At 65.4% G+C, this 16,890-nt stretch carries 16 protein-coding genes; 6 read left to right on the top strand and 10 right to left on the bottom strand.

The features are described 5' to 3' along the window. The first annotated feature begins 3 nt into the window (after positions 1-3). Positions 4-960 carry a LysR family transcriptional regulator gene (locus E6C64_RS15865; protein ID WP_136428536.1) on the top strand — a complete coding sequence of 319 codons (957 nt, stop codon included), beginning with the start codon at positions 4-6 and terminating at the stop codon, positions 958-960. A 62-nt stretch (positions 961-1,022) separates the two neighbouring features. Here the strand turns inward: E6C64_RS15865 and E6C64_RS15860 are convergent, their stop codons facing one another. Continuing rightward, positions 1,023-2,396 (bottom strand): aminomethyltransferase family protein, encoded by a 1,374-nt coding sequence (locus E6C64_RS15860; protein ID WP_136428534.1) that lies wholly within the window; start codon positions 2,394-2,396, stop codon positions 1,023-1,025. Positions 2,397-2,755: 359 nt separating this feature from the next. Continuing rightward, positions 2,756-3,676 carry a LysR substrate-binding domain-containing protein gene (locus tag E6C64_RS15855; protein ID WP_158437897.1) on the bottom strand — a complete coding sequence of 307 codons (921 nt, stop codon included), beginning with the start codon at positions 3,674-3,676 and terminating at the stop codon, positions 2,756-2,758. Positions 3,677-3,791: 115 nt separating this feature from the next. On the opposite strand from E6C64_RS15855, the gene E6C64_RS15850 reads away from it, so the two are divergent. The 5 genes from E6C64_RS15850 (at position 3,792) to E6C64_RS15830 (ending at position 8,983) form a co-directional block, all read left to right on the top strand. Next, positions 3,792-5,177: an aminomethyltransferase family protein gene (locus E6C64_RS15850; RefSeq protein WP_136428530.1), complete on the top strand. Its 1,386-nt coding sequence runs from the start codon at positions 3,792-3,794 to the stop codon at positions 5,175-5,177. Between the two features lie 81 nt (positions 5,178-5,258). After that, positions 5,259-5,867, top strand: a complete 609-nt coding sequence (folE, locus tag E6C64_RS15845) for a GTP cyclohydrolase I (protein ID WP_136428527.1) — start codon at positions 5,259-5,261, stop codon at positions 5,865-5,867. Beyond that, positions 5,864-6,769, top strand: coding sequence for a formyltetrahydrofolate deformylase (purU, locus tag E6C64_RS15840; RefSeq protein WP_136428525.1), 906 nt, complete (start codon positions 5,864-5,866; stop codon positions 6,767-6,769). The genes folE and purU overlap by 4 nt, the downstream gene beginning before the upstream one ends. Beyond that, on the top strand, positions 6,766-7,626 hold the full coding sequence (locus E6C64_RS15835; RefSeq protein WP_136428523.1) for a bifunctional 5,10-methylenetetrahydrofolate dehydrogenase/5,10-methenyltetrahydrofolate cyclohydrolase: 861 nt from the start codon (positions 6,766-6,768) through the stop codon (positions 7,624-7,626). Before purU ends, E6C64_RS15835 begins: the two co-directional genes overlap by 4 nt. Before the next feature lie 7 nt (positions 7,627-7,633). Beyond that, complete coding sequence (locus E6C64_RS15830) at positions 7,634-8,983, top strand: bifunctional folylpolyglutamate synthase/dihydrofolate synthase (protein WP_233255659.1); 1,350 nt, start codon at positions 7,634-7,636, stop codon at positions 8,981-8,983. A gap of 110 nt (positions 8,984-9,093) precedes the next feature. Here the strand turns inward: E6C64_RS15830 and E6C64_RS15825 are convergent, their stop codons facing one another. The 8 genes from E6C64_RS15825 to E6C64_RS15790 form a co-directional block, all read right to left on the bottom strand. Then, positions 9,094-9,966: a methylenetetrahydrofolate reductase gene (locus E6C64_RS15825; protein ID WP_136428521.1), complete on the bottom strand. Its 873-nt coding sequence runs from the start codon at positions 9,964-9,966 to the stop codon at positions 9,094-9,096. A gap of 15 nt (positions 9,967-9,981) precedes the next feature. Next, positions 9,982-11,136 (bottom strand): alcohol dehydrogenase catalytic domain-containing protein, encoded by a 1,155-nt coding sequence (locus E6C64_RS15820; RefSeq protein ID WP_136428519.1) that lies wholly within the window; start codon positions 11,134-11,136, stop codon positions 9,982-9,984. 47 nt (positions 11,137-11,183) lie between these two features. Further along, the gene (locus tag E6C64_RS15815; protein WP_199241058.1) at positions 11,184-11,615 is read right to left on the bottom strand and encodes a cupin domain-containing protein; all 432 of its coding nucleotides are present in this window, start codon (positions 11,613-11,615) and stop codon (positions 11,184-11,186) included. Between the two features lie 109 nt (positions 11,616-11,724). Then, complete coding sequence (locus E6C64_RS15810; protein WP_136428514.1) at positions 11,725-12,405, bottom strand: 4-carboxy-4-hydroxy-2-oxoadipate aldolase/oxaloacetate decarboxylase; 681 nt, start codon at positions 12,403-12,405, stop codon at positions 11,725-11,727. An 11-nt stretch (positions 12,406-12,416) separates the two neighbouring features. Continuing rightward, entirely contained in the window at positions 12,417-13,322 is a 906-nt protein-coding gene (locus E6C64_RS15805; RefSeq protein WP_136428512.1) for an ABC transporter substrate-binding protein, read from the bottom strand. Positions 13,323-13,356: 34 nt separating this feature from the next. Then, positions 13,357-14,406 (bottom strand): amidohydrolase family protein, encoded by a 1,050-nt coding sequence (locus tag E6C64_RS15800; protein WP_136428509.1) that lies wholly within the window; start codon positions 14,404-14,406, stop codon positions 13,357-13,359. 152 nt (positions 14,407-14,558) lie between these two features. Then, on the bottom strand, positions 14,559-15,161 hold the full coding sequence (locus E6C64_RS15795) for a TetR/AcrR family transcriptional regulator (protein ID WP_136428508.1): 603 nt from the start codon (positions 15,159-15,161) through the stop codon (positions 14,559-14,561). A 111-nt stretch (positions 15,162-15,272) separates the two neighbouring features. Continuing rightward, complete coding sequence (locus E6C64_RS15790) at positions 15,273-16,859, bottom strand: FAD-binding oxidoreductase (RefSeq protein WP_136428506.1); 1,587 nt, start codon at positions 16,857-16,859, stop codon at positions 15,273-15,275. Between the last annotated feature and the right edge of the window lie 31 nt (positions 16,860-16,890).

Here is a 16,890-nt window from a genome sequence, read left to right as displayed (position 1 = left end):
CCCATGAGCGATCTTCCGTGGTCTTCGAGCGTGGCGACTCCTCCGTTCACGCTCCGTCAGCTCGCCTACTTGGTCGCCGCCGCGGAGGCCGGAACGATCGTGGGCGCAGCCGAGCTGGTCCACGTCTCCCCCTCAGCGATGTCAGATGCGATCACCGAGTTGGAGAGACTGGTCGGAGAGCGTCTCTGCGTGCGTCGTAAGGCCCAGGGCCTCACTCTCACGAGCGCGGGCGTTCGCGCCGTCGCCGACGCCCGCCTGCTCCTCCGCGGAGCCCACGAGCTCTACGCGGCGTTGCACACCTCCACGGATGCGCTCGTCGGCCCGTTGGCCATCGGGTGCTTCCCCACTCTCGCACCGACGGTGCTGCCCCCACTCCTGAGCGATTTCGGGGCATCCCACCCCCGCCTGGACATCGAAGTCATCGAGGCCGACCAGGATCACCTGGTCGAGCTGCTGGATTCGGGGCGGATCGATGTCGCGTTCGTCTACGACGTTCGTCTGCCAGGGCGAGTGAAGCGTACGACGCTCTTCGCGTTGCCCCCGCACGTCCTACTGCCGGCCAATCACCCGCGAGCCACCGACCCAGTGGTTCGTCTGAAAGACTTGATCGACGAGGACTTCATCATGCTCGACGCTCCCCCGTCGCGGGAGAACGTGCTGACTACCTTCGCTGCGCAGGGCCTCACCCCCCGCATCCGCCACCGCACCGGAAATCCCGAGGTCGTTCGCTCCCTGGTCGGGCGCGGGTTGGGCTATGGCATGCTGATCCAGCGGCATTCGGACTTCTCCGACGCCAAGGGATTCCCGCTGGTGATGAAGGATGTATCGCCCCCGATTCCCCCGGTCGCCGTGGATGTGATCTGGTCGGCCGACCTCATGCCCACCCCTCGCGCTGAGGCGGTCATAGCCTTTGCGAAGGCCGCGAACTGGCCACTGCCAGCGCCAGTGCCGGTCTCTTGACGAGAGAACGCCGGACGATTAGTGCCCCGGATCGCTGGATCCGAGGCACTAATCGCCAGAGTTCATGCCTTTGTCTTGATGACCTTCTCGAAGTAGGGACTTGGCGCCACGCGTACCCGAATCTGCTTGACTGCGTGGTTGTCGACAGTGGCGCGCTGCGAGTCCGGCTCACCCCAGTCGAGCACCAGCTCGGTGCCCGGCTCGGCCTGGTCGATGTCCACAAGGGCGAGGGAGAGCACGTGGCGAGCGTTGGGCGAATAAGAGGACCACTGCGAGACGCCAACAGGCTTGCCGTTGAGCCGCACGAGGTCTGACTGCCAAGTCGAGTACATGGGCAGCGGGAAACCGACGTAGCGGCTCGGAGTATCTCCGAAGAGCGCTGACGCGGCAACGGCAGCGACGTCGTCATCGTGCCACTCGAGCGTGACCTTTGTGCGTCGGCGGTTGTCCGCTTTAGCTCGCAAGCCCTCCTTGCCGACGAAGTCTCGATCCCAGTCGATCAGACCGCCGTATCCGACTTCGATCGGATCAACGTAGTAGTCCTCGATCCGGTCGGAAACAAGGCTCCCGCCTAGGGACCCGATCGACTCGAGGTGATATGGGCTCAGCCACTCGCGATAGGGCCGCGTATCCTCGCCTGCGTAGATCGCCGGCAGCGGCATGGCCATCCAACCCGACTCCTGGGCACTGAGCGGGTAGGCGTTCGCGCCGACCTTGAACAATCCGTACTTCACACCGGCCTCTTCAACAGCGGCGCGTACCGCCTGCTGCGAGTCCCATGGGCCGTAGATCTCGAAGCCCGGTGTGCCGGCCATGCCGTGGCGTAGCGCCCGAACCGTCTGTCCGGCGATCTGGAACTCACCGATGCCGAAGAACTTGATGTCCGGGAGTGTTCCGTTGGACACCTCCTGGACGAGTGGGAGCGCGTTCGGCCCCTGCAGCTGAAAGCGGAAGACATCACGAGGCGCCTCGAGCACCGTCCAGCTCGGGTTTATCTCTACGGTGACGTTCAGCGAGGTGGACAGCGACTGGAAGAGCAGCCAGTCGCTGGCGAACGGGGCTCCGACGATCCGGAAGAAGTCCTCCGACTCACGGAACACGATCGCGTCGGCAAGCAGGTTGCCATCGGGCGCAGCGAGGACAATCTGCTTGCCTTTGAGCGGAGGGAATTTGCTGTAGTTGTTGACGGAGAACTGAGAGAGGAACTGGATGGCCTCTGGACCCCGGACGTGCAGCTCGAACATGTGGTACGACTGCTCGAGCAGCGCCACGCTCTGCTTCCAGGAGCGTCCCTCGTCACGGAAGTTGGTGAATTCCGTCGGGATGCCCGGGAAGATGTATGGGCCGAGATTGGAGCTGCGAAGCAGTCGAACCGGGCCCCCCGCCTTCTCGATGAGAGTTTCGAGGGTGGTGACTTCCGTGGCAGTAGCTGCCATGACAATTCCTTTCTCTGGTCGGCGACCGCGACCGGTCGCTTCAGGATGATGTGCGTGCCCTGCATCCGAGCCGGCCGTTCCGCCCCGGAATGGTGATGACGTTCAGAGCGTCATTTCGCGCAACTCAGCACGCGAAATAGACCGGCGAGGATGCCCCACTCCGAATGATCGCTCGTCTAATCGGACCAGTCCGACACATGACGTTCCTCCACATTCCGCGACATCGTCGTCTCATGCAGACATCCACGTCTGCATGTGGTCAGAGCTCCATTCGCCAACTGAAATACCGAATGGACTTTACGTACCACGTAGTACATCGATCAGTTCGATGGTTGTCAACATCTACCTCGGAAGGTAGATCACCCTCCTGGGCCGTGAGGGTTACTTGACCCGAGGAGGAACTCGCGCAGGGTCATGTACTTCGCGGTTCGAGGCGCCCCATGCGGGCGCGCCAGCCCGACGACCGCGGACGGCACATCGCCCGCGAGCTCGATGATCGCCACCGCATGCCCGTCGTAGGTGAGTTGAGATGCAGGACGCTGAATCAAGACCGAGTACCCCAGCCCGCGTCCGACGAGGCATCGGGCCAGCTCGTAGTTCGTCGTGGAGTGCCGGACGGCGGGAGGAAGACCCATCGACTTGAAGATGTACTCGGTGTTCTCCTGACTGGGCTGGAGGTCCAGCTGAATCAGCGGCTCCCCCGCCAACTCGCTCAGCTGGATCGGCCCCTTGCCTGCGAGTGGATGCCTTTCAGACACGATGACGTACGGCCGATACTCGTGCAATGGATCGAACTCGAGCTGCGTGGACACATCGACGCCATACATCACTGCGGCATCGAGGCGCCCCTGCAGCAGCCCGTCTTGCAGCTCAGGAGCCGTCGCCTCGGCTACAAATTCGAGGTCGAGGCCGGGGTGCTCGCGCCGAAAGCCATCCATGACGCCGGGCAGGAAGAAGGGCGACAGGGTGGAGAAGCAGCCGATCGCGAACCGTCCCATGAGCTCCGCCGAGTCCTGCGACGCATCAGCGGCAAGGGCATCCGCGGTAGCGAGCAGCTGCCGCGCCTGGGCGAGCAGTCGTGCGCCAGCTGGGGCAATCGTCACACCTCGGCCCTTGCGGCGGACGAACAGCTGCTGACCGAGATGACGCTCCAATTCGCTTAGCGAGAGGGCCAGAGCGGCCGCGCTGAGATGGCAGCGTGCGGCGGCCGCGGTCAGCGATCCCTCACTCGCAATCGCGTCGAAGTGCTCGAGCTGGCGAAGCGTGAATGATAGAGACACTAACAAGCCCTCCTTGTCTTGGACGCTAAGAAAACACGTTTTACATCAGACTAAGGGACGGGGACACTGATCGAGGGTCGAGCAGTCGGTCCATCCATTCAAGGAGGAATAGAACATGGCCAGCACCCTCGAAGAGGCGATCGCCGAGTCGGGCAGCGCTCATACGCTCCTCTGGGAATCGCAGAGCCCGCCAATCGTGAGCACGCCTGTTACCCCGGAGTTCACCAATTGGCGCGACGAACAGCTCGCCTGGCGCAAGACCGCAGTGCTGTTCGATCAGTCGCACCACATGGCAGACCTGAACATCAAGGGCCCGGACGCTCTGCAGCTCATCCGCGATACCGCCGTGAACAGCACCGTGAACTTCCCGATTGACAGCGCCAAGCAGTACGTCGCCGCGAACGCGGAAGGGCAGCTGATCGGGGACAACATCCTTTTCCGCTACGAAGAGGAGGAGTTCCAAGCGGTCGGCATCCCGCCGACCATCAGCTGGCTGCAGTATCACGCGGAGACAGGCGGATACGACGTCGAGATATCCCGCGACAACCCGTCCTACGCCCGCGTCGGCGGAGGCGACCCCGTCTCCTACCGTTACGAGGTGCAGGGGCCCGGAGCCTTCGACGTCATCCGCGAAGCGCTCGGCGAGGAGCCGCCCACCGTCAAGTTCTTCCACGGTGCGCGCTTCACGATCGCCGGCAAGACCGTGCGCGCGCTGCGTCACGGAATGGCAGGCGAGCCGGGCTTCGAGTTCGTCGGCCCCTGGGCGGACCGGGATGCTGTCGTCGACGCTCTGCTCGAGGCAGGCAAGAAGCACGGCCTCACCCGGGTGGGCGGCCGCGCCTACCTCACCAACTCGCTGGAGTCCGGCTGGATGCCGCGTCCGCTTCCCGCGTTCTACTCCGGCGCGAGCACCGAGGGCTTCCGCAACTGGCTCGCTGCCTCCGATGTCGACGCGACCGTCTCGCTGGGCGGGAGCTTCTACTCGGAGAACATCGAGGACTACTTCCTCTCGCCCTACGATGCGGGCTACGGCCGGATCACCAAGTTCGATCACGACTTCATCGGCCGCGACGCCCTCGAGAAGCAGGTTGCGAACGGGCGATCGACTGCGCGTCGCAAGGTCACGCTGGCCTGGAACGGCGAGGACACCGAGAAGGCCTTCGGCTCGATGTTCCATGACGGGGTCGGGGCGAAGTTCATCAACCTGCCGATCGCCCACTACGCGACCTATCACTACGACCGGGTCGAGTCCACCGCCGGCGAGCTTGCCGGTCTGTCGCTGCACACCGGCTACTCGGCCAACTACCGGTCGATGCTGTCCATCGCGACTGTCGACGAGTCGGTCGCCGAGCCGGGCACCGAGGTCACCGTCGTGTGGGGCGAACCCACTCCGTCGTCGAAGGTGGCGGTCGAGGATCACGTGCAGTACAAGATCCGCGCGACCGTCAACCCGGCGCCGATCGACACCAACGCCCGCACCGCATACCGCAACAACAACTGACGCGTCGAACAGACGCTCGATCGTTTCCGGGCTGTCGACTCCGCGTGAGTCGGCGGCCCGGAAACGGCCGGATGGATATCAATGGACGCCGATCGAGTTCGCGATGCGGTCAGGGAACTGATGCTGGCCTTGGGCGAGGATCCGGCCGAGCCACGCCTGGTCGCCACTCCCGCTCGATCGGCAACGGCCTGGGTCGAGCTGCTCTCCGGCAGCGATGAGGATCCGGTCGCCCCGATGTCGGGGATCGCGGCAGAAGAGGGCTTCGGAGAACAGGTCATCGCACTTCGGGACATCGCCTTCCGATCCGTCTGTGAGCATCACCTGCTGCCGTTCGACGGGGTGGCCCACCTCATGTATCGCTCGAGCGGGCCGGTATCAGGGCTCGGCTCTTTCATCCGCAGCATCGACGTCCTCTCCTCGCGACTGCAGCTCCAGGAGCGGCTGACCGACCAGATCGCCGACGCCATCGTCGAGGCGATCGCGCCCATCGGCCTCGTGGTGGTCCTCGTCGCCAGGCACGGCTGCGTGTCGGATCGCGGGGCCAGAAGCATCGCTGCCCGGACCACGACCATCGCGTCACGCGGGAGCTTTTCCGGCCGCGAAGAGGCGGCCGCAGCATCGCTGCTGCTCGCACCTCACTCGCCCGGGACCCCTATCAATACGACCAGCCGCAGTAAGGAAGATGCATGAGCTTGACCCAGTCCGGAACAGCACCCACGACGGCCGGCAGCAGCGCGCACGATCGCCGTGCACGGCTCATCGTCACCGGCGCCGACCAGCCAGGGATCGTGGCGGCGGTCTCGCTGATCCTCCGGGAGATCGGTGCGAACATCGTCTCCCTCGACCAGTTCTCCACCGACGCCGAAGGCGGCCGCTTCTTCCAGCGGACCGTGTTCGACCTCACCCACCTCAACGCTCGCCGCCCCGCTCTTGAGGCCACGCTCAACGAAAGACTCTCGAGCCGATTCGGTCTCGCTTGGACGCTCACTCCGGCGGGAACGCCCAAGCGGGTGGCGATCTTCGCCTCGAAGTCGGATCACTGCCTGCTCGAACTGCTCTGGCGCCACCGCCGCGGTGAACTGGAGATGGATATCGCAATGGTGGTCTCCAACCACCCCGACCTCGCGAACGACGTCCGCCAGTTCGGCATCCCCTTCATCCACGTGCCCGTTAGCGGCGATAAGAAGGAGGCGGAACAGCAGCACCTTCGGCTCCTCAAAGGCAATGTCGACCTGGTGGTGCTCGCTCGCTATATGCAGATCATCTCCGACGACTTCCTGCAGGACGTCGGCGTCCCCGTCATCAACATCCATCACTCGTTCCTGCCCGCCTTTATCGGCGCAGGCCCGTACCAGAAGGCGAAGGAGCGAGGGGTCAAGCTCATCGGCGCCACCGCCCATTACGTCACAAAGGACCTCGACGAGGGCCCGATCATCGAGCAGGACATCGTGCGCGTCTCGCACGTGCAGACCGCCGCGGACTTGGCACGTCAAGGCGCCGACGTCGAGCGCGCCGTCCTCGCCCGAGCGGTCCAGTGGCATTGCGAGGATCGGGTCGTGCGCGACGGCAACAGCACCGTGGTGTTCCGATGATGGCCCAGATCCTCGACGGGACCGCCATCGCGCGAGCGCTACGCACACGGGTCGCCTCGGAAGTCGCGGACTTCGTCGGCACCACGGGGATCGTCCCTGGGCTAGCCACGGTGCTCGTCGGGGAAGACCCCGCCAGCCAGGTGTACGTGCGCAATAAGCGGCAGTCCGCCGTGGCTGCCGGAATTCGGGATCTGCATCGACACGTCGATGCAGATGTCGACCAGGAGACCATCGCGGCGATTATCACCGAGCTCGCGCACAACGACGCGGTGTCAGGCATCCTGCTGCAGCTCCCTCTGCCCGGACGCCTCGACAGCAAGCGCCTCATCAACCTCATCCCCCCGATGAAGGATGTCGATGGGCTCACGACGCTGAGCGCAGGGCTTCTGGCGCGGAGCGAGCCAGGACTGAGACCGTGCACGCCTAGCGGGATCATGTCCCTGATCGACGCGACCGGGATCGACCTCGATGGAGCCGACGCGGTCGTCATCGGTCGGTCCGAGCTGGTCGGCGGGCCGATGGCCCGCATGCTCCTCGATCGCAACACGACCGTGACGACAGCACACTCCCACACGCGGGACCTCGCCGCAGTCACGATGTCCGCCGACGTTCTGGTCGTGGCCGCCGGTGTCCCAGGTCTGATCGGTGCGGAGCACGTGAAGTCGGGCGCCGTGGTGATCGATGTCGGCATCCACCACTCCGAGAACGGCTTGGTCGGCGATGTGCGCTTCGATGAGGCGAGCAAGTACGCCGGCTGGATCACCCCGGTGCCCGGTGGGGTGGGGCCCATGACGATTGCGACGCTCCTCGAGAACACCCTCATTGCGGCGCGCATGCAGGCCGCACGACCTGTCTGAGCTCGACGTGCGCAGCGATCTCGACTCGCGAGGAGTGTTCGCCGCTCTGCTGGAGCGGATCGGGGAGGCTCAGCCCGAACCTCGGCTGAGCGCGACGCGGCGCGCGCTGGAGCTGCTCGGCGATCCACAGAAGCGCTTCCCGTTCATCCACGTCACGGGCACGAATGGCAAGACGAGCACCAGCCGGATGGCAGCCGACCTGCTTCGCCGACACGGCCTGCATGTAGGACTCTTCACGAGTCCGCACCTCGCGCGATACGCCGAGCGCATCGCCATCGACGGTCGCCCCGCTCCTGACAAGACGCTCGGCGAAGCCTGGGATCGGGTGCGCCCGGTGATCGAGCGCGTGGACGCGGAGTTGCAGGCGGGGGCGATGGCGCCGCTGACCTTCTTCGAGGCTCTCACTGCGCTGATGTTCCAGGTCTTCTCCGACTGTGAAGTCGATGCCGCGGTGATCGAGGTCGGCATGGGCGGGGAATGGGATTCGACCAACGTGGGCGATGGACGGGTGGCGGTGATCGCCCCGATCGCACTCGACCACACGCGACAGCTCGGGTCGACCCTGTCGCAGATCGCTCACACGAAGAGCGGGATCATCAAGCCCGGCTCGATCACAGTCACGGCGGTGCAGGCGGAGGCCGCCCACGCGGTGATCGCTGCGACGGCAGAGTCGGTCGGATCGCAGTTGCTCGTCGCAGGCCGCGACTTCGATGGCGCCCCGGTCAGGCATGCGGACAGCGGGCAGGTTGTCACCCTCCGCAGAAGCGACGGCACGATCCTTCCGAATCTGGAGCTGAGTCTCCTCGGCGCTCATCAGTCCTGCAACGCGGCGCTTGCCGTCGCGGCCGTGGACGCGCTGCTCGGCTCCGGCGTTCTGCAGGAGGAGACCGTGAGGGATGCCTTAGCTGCGGCCAGCTCCCCCGGTCGGCTCCAGATCGTCGGTCGTGATCCGTTGATCATCGTCGACGCAGCCCACAACCCTGCCGGCGCTGACTCGCTCAACGAAGCTCTTCGTAACTGGCCTGGCGTCGCCGAGTTTGTCATCGTCCTCGGCGTGCTCGAGGACAAGGATGCCCGCGGCATCATTCGCGCCCTGTCCCCAATGGCGTCGGCGTTCTACGTCACCAGCTCCCCCTCCTCGCGGGCGCTGCCGCACGGCGCACTCTTACGACTTGTACGTGAGATCTCGCCCGCCATCTCCGTGCATGACGCGTCGAATCCTGTAGACGCGGTCGGGGCTGCCACAGCCTGGGCGCGCGCCCGCATGCACGCCGCGGTGGTCGTCACCGGCTCCATCACCCTGATCGGCGACATGGTGCCCGGGCTAAGCCAGACCTCGGCGGCTATACGGCCCTGAACCGCACGGGCTCTGGCCGATCCTTCTTGCCCTTACCGGTCCTCCAACGCTGTATCGACCCTGCGGCGCCGGTCATCCGGCGCCGCAGGGAATCTCAGTGCCAAACGGAGTTAGTGTCGGCCGGTCAGGTAGTCGCGTGCCCACTCCGCGGTGGAAAGCAGACCGCCGAAGGTATAGAAGTGCAGCTTGACGTCGCCCGCATTCTCGCGTGTAGCAAGCAGCGCGGCCAGATCAGTCACGAACCGGTCAGGCCCGGCCGTACCCATCAGATTGGTCAAGGAAAAGCCGTATTTCTTCACGATGAGGGCGTTCGCGCCGATGCCGAACCGTCCCGCGAAGGAAATCAGCCGCTTGATGCCGGCAGGCCCGGGCGTGCCGATGCGGATCGAGTGGTCGATGCCTCGCGCGCGGACAGCATCGATCCAGGCGATTACCGGATCGGTGTCGAAGGAGAACTGGGTGAGGATGACGCCATCGAGACCCTGCTCCTTGAGCGCGGACGCCTTGTCCTCAAGATGGCTCCACAGCACGTCGGTCGGAATATCCGGGTGCCCTTCTGGATAGCCGGCGATCGAGACCTCGCGGACCCCGTACTTCTGCAGCAGGCCGGTGCGGATCACGGTAAGTGCGTCCGGGTAGGGTCCGAGCGGCTCGGCGGGGTCGCCGCCGACGACGAACACATGCTCCGTAGCGCCGACCTCCTGCAAACGGCCGAGGAACTCCTCGAGCTGCTCCTGCGACGCCAAACGACGCGCAGAGATATGCGGCACTGGAGTAAACCCGAAGTCCTTGACCGCCTTAGATGCGGCCACGCGCATGTCGAGATCCTCGTTGCCGAGGAAGGTGACGTTGATCTTGGTGCCGGCAGGAATGGCGCCTCGGGCGGCCTCCAGACCAGGGACATCCTTTCCCGTCATCTCGAGCGAAAAGCTCTCGAGCAGGACGGCGGATTCTGGGTTCGCAGCGGGTGCGGTCTTGGCCATGTTCGTTCCTGTCTTTCAGATTTCGACGAGGTAGCTGGTGAAGCCGCCCTCGCCACTGGTGACGCCGTTGATTGCTTCGTTGATCTGTTCGAAGGGCCATGCCTTCGGAGTCAGGATGGACATGTCGATGACGCCGTGGCGGATCATGTCGACGAGCTCCATGCTTTCGGCCGAGGTGAACCAGGCGGAGCCGACGATCTCGCGGGACTCGTCCATCAGCCACTTGACGTCGAGGCCGAGCTCGCCTGCGGTCCCGCCGACATTGACGATCTTGCCGCCGCGGCGCACGCCGAGCATCGCGTCCTTGAAGTCGTCGAGTGAGGCGACAGCGCCGAGTGCATCGATCATGAAGTCAGCGCCCAGTCCGTCGGTGCGGGAGGCGACCCACTCGGCAGTGCTGCCCGAGAGGTTGGAGAAGGTCTCGATCCGGTTCGGCGCGAGTGCCTTCAACCGCTCCAGAAGGGGGATGCCACGAGCCACCGCCAAGATGCGTGATATGCCGAGAGCGAGGGCGAGCATTGTGATGCCGACGCCGAGAGTGCCGGAGGCACCGTTCACGATGAGCGTCTTGCCTGCGAGGGGGCCGAGCTTCTTCACCGCCCCGTACGCGGTGCCCAGGTAACCGAGGCGAGTCGCCTGGCGGAAGTCGAGGTTGTCGGAGATCTTCACTATGGATGCCTGAGGGGCCTTCATGAATTCGCAGAAGCCGCCGTGCGGGTAGCGCTCGAACATCTCGAGGCTCTTCTGGTTGAAGCCGAAGTAGCCGGCGAACGTCCAATAGTCGCAACTCTGCGGCCGCCCCGAGGTGCAGGCGTGGCAGGCACCGCAGGATCGCGATGGGTTGACGTACACACGATCCCCTGGCTTGATGCCGATGACCTGCTCTCCCACCTCGGCGACGACGCCGACGGGGTCGAGTCCGAAGATGGCGGGGCGCGGGGGAAGCGGTTCGTGGGGATACCAGGTCTCCCAATTAGCCAACACGTTGGCCAGATTCGGCACCATTCCGCACGCTCTGACCTCGACGATGACGTCCGTGCCGGTCGCGGTAGGGCGCTCGATCTCTTCGATCACCATGGGATCGCCCACCTGATGCAGCCGTGCGGCGCGCATGGTGCGTGGTGCTCGGTCGGTGGCACTGGGCGACTGGTCGTGGACGGGAACGGTCATTGACATAGGAGGTCTTTCGGTCGAAGTCGGCTGCAGATGGTGACTGGTCATCGGGGGGTCGCTCCGATGAGGACGAAGCACATGGTCGCTGGGCGGTCGCCGTTGTTGCGCCACGCGTGGCGGGTTCCGGTCTGGATCACAACGTCTCCGGTTCGCAGATGTGCGGTCTCGTCGTCGAGTTCCAGCCAGATCTCCCCGTCGAGGACGATGTCGTAGTCGATGGTCTCCGTCTGATGCTTACCCGGAGCGTCGGGCTCGAAACTCGCAGCGAAGTCGGGAGCGAAGTCGAACTGCTCAGCTCCTGCAGCCGGGCCGTCGAAATCGGCAGACATGAAGACGCTGTCCGGCGGGAAGGTCACGATGACGAGCGACGTCTCCCCCGGGGCGGGCACCAGTCGCCCGCGCGACGGAGCGGTCTCCCCATCTGCGGTGGCGAGGGCCGCTGGCGCGGCCGTGAGATGCAGCACAGACGTCGTCATTCCAGGTATCGACGCATAGTGATGACTATTAGGCGTCGGGCCATCGGACACGAAGACGGACCTGCCGTCGCGGACGCCAGTCACGACGCGGCGAGGAACGTAGGGGTAGTCAAGCGCGCTCATAGCTCATTCCCTTTCTCTCCAGTCCGGTGCGCAGGGCGGGGCTGATGTCGAGACTCGACTGCCCTGCGGCGTAGAGCCCTCTCTTGTGCTCCTCGTCCTCCGCTCGTGCGCGGGCCGCCGCGAGGACGGTGGCAGCCGCGGCACGCGGCACGACGCAGACGCCGTCGTCATCCGCGACGACGACATCGCCGGGGCGGATCACACGGTCGCCGCATACGACCGGCACCTGGACATCGGCGAGTGTCTCCTTGACGGTGCCCTGCGCGCTGATGGTCTTGCTCCATACCGGAAAGCCCAGCTGCCGCAGCACGACGATGTCCCGTACGCCTGCATCGATGACGATGCCGCGGATGCCGCGGGCGATCGCGGAGGTGGCGAGAAGATCGCCGAAGTAGCCGTCGTCGCACGGAGAGGTCGGGGTGACGATGAGGATGTCGCCGGGACGCGCGTGCTCGAGCGCGACGTGAATCATCCAGTTGTCGCCGGGCGGCACCTCGCAGGTGAGCGCGGTACCCGAGATGGACGCACCGGTCTGGCGGGCTGCCAGGCGCGGACTGAGCAGTCCCGAGCGTCCCTGCGCCTCATGGGTCGTGGCGACCCCCAGCGCCGCGAACGCTGCAGCCATCTCAGGATCGGTCCGCGGAGCATCGACGACGACGCGTGCCATGGCCAGGCCCCTCAGCCGATCTCGGTGAAGCGCGGATCGAAGACACCGGCGGCGGCCGCGCGCTGGTCGGGTGACATCAGGCCGGCCTCGATCATGACGTCGATGTTCACGGTGAGCGCATCCGCAGATACCCGCAGGCCCGCCGGCCACATGCCGAGGTCCCGGGTGTACTCGAAACCGCGGCGGGCGAGCTCCGGATCGTCAGGGGTCGTCACCCGCTGGTAGATGGGTACGGAGACGCCATCGTTCGCGGGATCGTTGACGAAGTCGTGCGCTTCGGAAAGAGCGGCGACAAGGCGTCCGACCGTGTCGCCGTTGTCGTCGAGCCACGGCGCGCTGCCGATGACGCCCGCGAAAACGATCTCGGGCAGGGTGTCGGCGACTTCGCCCAGAATCTCGTAGCCTGCGCGCTCGGCGAGGAAGTTCCACGGGGCCGGCTGTGGGGCTGCGTCGATCTCATCGTTCTGCAGGGCAGCCCAGCGTCCCGTGTGCACACCTGCGAAGACGAAGTCATAATCGGCGGGGTAGTGCAGCCCGACGGCCGCGAGCATGCGCCGGGTGTACATCGAGGTTCCCTCGGTCAGCGAGGAGGTGCCGATTCGCTTGCCTCGCAGCGACACGAGCTCGGTGATGCCGGGCCGGGCGACGAGAGACATCGGCAGCCGCTCGGAGTTCGAGGCGATCACCCTGAGCGATCCACCGGCGAGATAGTCCGCGATGGCGCCCTCCGGCGGGGTGATGGCGAGGTCGGCGCTGCCGTCGCGGACCGCCGATGTCGCCTTCTCCACAGAGCCGAGGCGCAGGAGCTCGACATTCAGTCCCCGCGCAGCGAAGAGCCCCCGTTCCTCGGCCACGAAGACGGGCAGCCAGTTGAACCCCTGGGCTCCGCCTGCGAATCGCAGTGTGGTGGCGGTCATGAATCACTCCTTGAGATCGTGGGCTGCATCATGCTCAGCGTCCCTGGGCCGCAAGCAGGGCATCCAACCGGGGGTAGACGCGCCGGGCGTTGCTCGCGAGCACCCGTTCGCGGGTGGCGTCGTCGAGCTCGAGTCCGTCGATGTAGCGCAGGGTGTCATCGAAGTGATGACCGGTCTCCGGGTCGATGGATTTGACCGCCCCCAGCAGCTCGGATCCGAAAAGGATGTTGGCGTCGTCGATGACCTGGAAGAGCAGGTCGATGCCGGGCTGGTGGTAGACGCAGGTGTCGAAGAAGACGTTCTGCATCAGATGCTCGGCCAGCGGAGGCTTCTGCAGAGCAATGCCGAGGCCGCGGAAGCGTCCCCAGTGATACGGGGCCGCTCCCCCGCCGTGTGGGATCACAAGGCGAAGGCGCGGGTGGCGCGCGAAGAGGTCGCCCTCGAGGAGCTGCATGAAGGCGATCGTGTCCGCGGCGAGATAGTGAGCGCCGGTGGTGTGCACTCCGGGGACGCACGAGCCGGACACATGGATCATCGCCGGCACGTCGAGGCGCTCCATCGCGTCCCACAGAGGATCCCACCAGACGTCCGTGAGAGGCGGCGAGTCCCATCGTCCGCCGGACGGGTCGGGGTTGAGGTTGCAGCCGACGAAGCCGGCTTCCACGCACCTCTCGAGCTCGGCGATGACCGGCGCGAGATCGCCATCTACAGTCTGTGGGAGCTGGCAGACGCCGACGAAGTTCTCGGGGAAGAGCGCGCAGATCCGCGCGATCGTGTCGTTGGAAAGGCGCGCCCAGGCGTCAGCCGTGTCCTGTCCGGGAACGTGGTGGCCCATGCCTGACGCGCGCGGCGACAGGATCGTCACATCGGTCCCTCGCTCGCGCTGCAGGCGGAGCTGATTGTCGTTGATGATGGCGCGCAGCTCGACATCGGGGATGCCGGGGAAGTCGTCGGTCAGCGTGTGGCCCGACTCGGCCCGCTCGACCTGCAGCCGACGGTAGTCCTGGAAGGCGGCGGGTTCAGTGGTGAAGTGGCCGTGGCAGTCGATGACGAGACCGCGCCCGCTCCGCTGTCGAGTTGCCACATCTCCTCCATTGCAGACGTTCGGGCCTGCGGCGAGCTGTGGTGAGCGACAGTGCCCGGGATGAGTGCGAAACCACTCGTGAATCCCAACAGGTTTCTAGATACCCGACAGTATCCCTAAAGAGGATGCTCGTCAATCAATGGAGCGAAGTATCAGTTCTCGGAGCGCGGCTCATTCGCCACGACGAACGCAGCGAGGATCTGCCGCACCATCTGGCCAGCCGAGTTGGCTTCCAGGAACACGGAGATTCCGCCGTAGGTGAGGTCAAGGACGATGCCACCGAGATCAACGGGATCGACGCTGGGAGTTTCGCCGGGGAAAAGACGGCTGATCAGGAGGGCGCCTACATCGTGCCATTGCTCGATGAAGGGATGGCGCTGGGCGTCGGTAAGCGAGCCATCCCGGCGCGCGCGTCGCAGGAACTCGATCGCGATGAGCCCCCATTTCAATTCCGCCGCTCGAGCGTCACTCCAACGCGCGACCGCGTCGAGGAGGGCGTCCACATCCTCGAGGCCCTCCATCGCCTCGGTGAGGTCGGTGACATCGCGTCCGGCGTGGCTGGCAAGCAGATGGTCGAGCACGTCCTCTTTGGAGGAGAAGTTGGAGTAGAAAGCTCCCTTCGAGTACCCGGCGGCGTCGGCGATCCTGTCCACGGACGCCCCGTCGTAGCCGTCGCGGGCGACGACATCACCGGCCGCCTGTAGCAGCCTCTCGCGGGTGACCGCCTGACTCTCGTCGCGCGTCAAACGTGCCATGAGTGCTCAACCCCCGCTTCGGCCGGTGTTCGCCGAGTCACCGGTGGCGACTCCAGGCATCCCCAGATTATTGCGCCGCGCCGTCCGTCGACGAACCGTCCCGCTTCTCGGCTAGGCGTCATCCGCTCGACCGTCCTCGCGATATGCCCCCGGCCAGATGCCGTGCCGACCGGGAGAGAGGATGCCGTTGGGGTCCACCGCATCCTTGATGCGCTCGACGAATCGTCGGTAGGCGTGCCCGTTGAATGAGTGCTGGGATGCCGCCGTATCCATGTACAGAAGGTGCGGCCGGCCGTCGCCGTAACCGAGTCGGCCAAGCGACTCCTGCATCCGGCGCCCAAGTTCGAACGCTCCCCGCGCCACCGCCTCGTCGGTCTTGTCGTAGCGGATGCCAGCGATGGCGACAGCGGTGCGTTCACCGGTGACCATGATCCCCACACCGAAGTTCAGGCCCCCCTCGGCATAGAGACGTCGCAGTTCCTCGACCACCATCCGGATCTCGACGCCGCGCAGCGGAACGACCGGTGAGACGTCTACGTGGGCGATATGCGCCGGGGTGCTCTCGATCGCCTTGAGGGTGGGGATGCCGATGCCGATCTGCGCCGCGGAGCCGACGATCGTCGAGTAATCGTCCTTCGTATAGGTGGTGACCGGCTGCATGCGGCCACTCGGCACCGCCGCCCAGGCGGCTTCGATTCTGCGCAGGCGATACGCCACGAGTTCGGGGTCTCCCCATATATAGGAGCGCACCGCCCACGCGCCGACTCCCAGCCGTGCGCCGATCTCCTGAAGCTCGGCCGCAGTGAAAGGCACTGGTCCCGCTTGAACGGGAGCATCCAGAAGCATGTGCGCCGCACGGAGCGTGGAGTAGATCGACGGCACCCCTTCCAGGTGGCCGGCGAGACGCAGCTCACGGATGGTATCGACCGCGATCTCGAGGTCCGCATCGTCGTCGACGATGAGAGTGAGGGGCGCGTATGCATCCGGCAGGCGCTTCAGCCACACGCCCATCCGAGTGACGATGCCGAGATTTGACTGAACGAACAGCGCATCCAGAGAGGGACCGAGGCTGCGCTTGTAGAGGTGCCATGAGGTGCTCTCCGGAATGGCGCCCTGCCCGGTCCTCAGCAGGTCGCCGTCCGGCAGCACGACTTCGAAGCCGGTCGGCATCAGATAGTCAGCACCGTAATGCTGGTAGGTGTGCCCTCCATCCATGGAGTTGCCGATGATGGATCCCCAGCTGAGGTCGGGGCACGGCGTCATCAGGGAGTAGCCGCGCTCTCTCACCGCATCGTGCAGGTCCTGCCAGGTGACGCCCGGCTCGACGACGGCGTAGGCGAGCTCGTCGTTGATCTCCAGCACGCGATTCATCCGCTGGAAGCCGAGCTGGATAGAGCCTCGCACCCGCGGGGACGCTCCACCATGCCCCAGGTTGCGGCCCTGACTGTGCGGCCAGAGTGGAATGCCATGCTCGTTCGCGATTCGAACTATCTCGCGTACCTGCTCGGTGCTCGTCGGCTGAACCACGGCCGCTGCGGCGTACGTCTCGTCTCCTGGGATCCAGTAGTCGTCTTTGAATTCGTCGACCTTGGTGCGCTCGACATGAACGGCCTCCACGCCGACTGCGGCCTGAAGCTGCGCGAGCACGCGATCGGTCAGGCCGGGCAGGTCGACTGCCACATCATTGGCAACGCTCATCGGAGTGCCTTCCTCGCCTCGACTGCGAGGC

The organism is Naasia lichenicola (assembly GCF_004801885.1).
GTDB lineage: Bacteria > Actinomycetota > Actinomycetes > Actinomycetales > Microbacteriaceae > Naasia > Naasia lichenicola.
Note: the sequence above shows the minus strand (reverse complement) of the source record. Positions and strands in the feature narration are given on the sequence as shown.